This is a genomic window from Vibrio sp. HI00D65 (assembly GCF_001635455.1).
Lineage (GTDB): Bacteria > Pseudomonadota > Gammaproteobacteria > Enterobacterales > Vibrionaceae > Vibrio.
The window spans coordinates 1-758 of record NZ_LWEH01000328.1 but is presented as its reverse complement, the minus strand read 5'-3'; the positions used below and the strand labels follow the sequence as shown (position 1 = coordinate 758).

Annotated in this window: 1 pseudogene; it reads right to left on the bottom strand. The window is 47.9% G+C overall.

The annotated features are described in order from the left end of the window. Positions 1-715, bottom strand: a pseudogene (lysA, locus tag A3712_RS19625) (diaminopimelate decarboxylase); the annotation flags it as partial. Positions 716-758 lie beyond the last annotated feature (43 nt).

Sequence of the window (758 nt, the reverse complement as noted above, 5' to 3'; positions counted from 1 at the left end):
CCGGCAGAACGAACCGCAAGCAAATCGCCTTCTTCAAGCGCCAAATCGCCGTCTTTGCCTAGGAATTCACCTCTTCACAGATAGGACCAACCAAATCGTACGTTACCGCTTCGCCTTGGCGAGGGTTCACTGGGACAATATCTTGCCACGCTTGGTAAAGTGCTGGACGCATCAAGTCGTTCATTGCTGCATCGATAATGGCAAAGTTCTTGTGCTCTGTTGGCTTAAGGAACTCAACTTTCGTCAATAATACACCAGCGTTAGCAGCAATCGCTCTTCCTGGCTCGAAAATAAGCTCTAGATCAGAATGATTGTCTAGGCGAGCCAATAGCGCTTTCGCGTAATCTGAAGGCTGTGGTGGTAGTTCATCCCGATAAACCACACCCAAACCACCGCCGACATCAAGGTGCTTAATGTTAATACCATCAGCACGTAGTTGTTCGATCAGGGCAAGCAAACGGTCAGTCGCATCAATGAAAGGTTCAATATCTGTTAGCTGAGAGCCGATGTGGCAATCAATACCGTGGATAGACAGGTTTTCTAATGTTTGTGCAAAAGCGTAAACCGCAGGAGCACGGTCGAAGGCGATACCAAATTTGTTATCACGCAGACCAGTCGAGATATAAGGGTGAGTGTTTGCATCAACATCTGGGTTGATACGTAGTGAGATCGGCGCCTTAACCCCAAGCTCACCAGCCACTTTGTTCAGTCGCTCTTCCTGGCTCGAAAATAAGCTCTAGATCAGAATGATTGTCTAG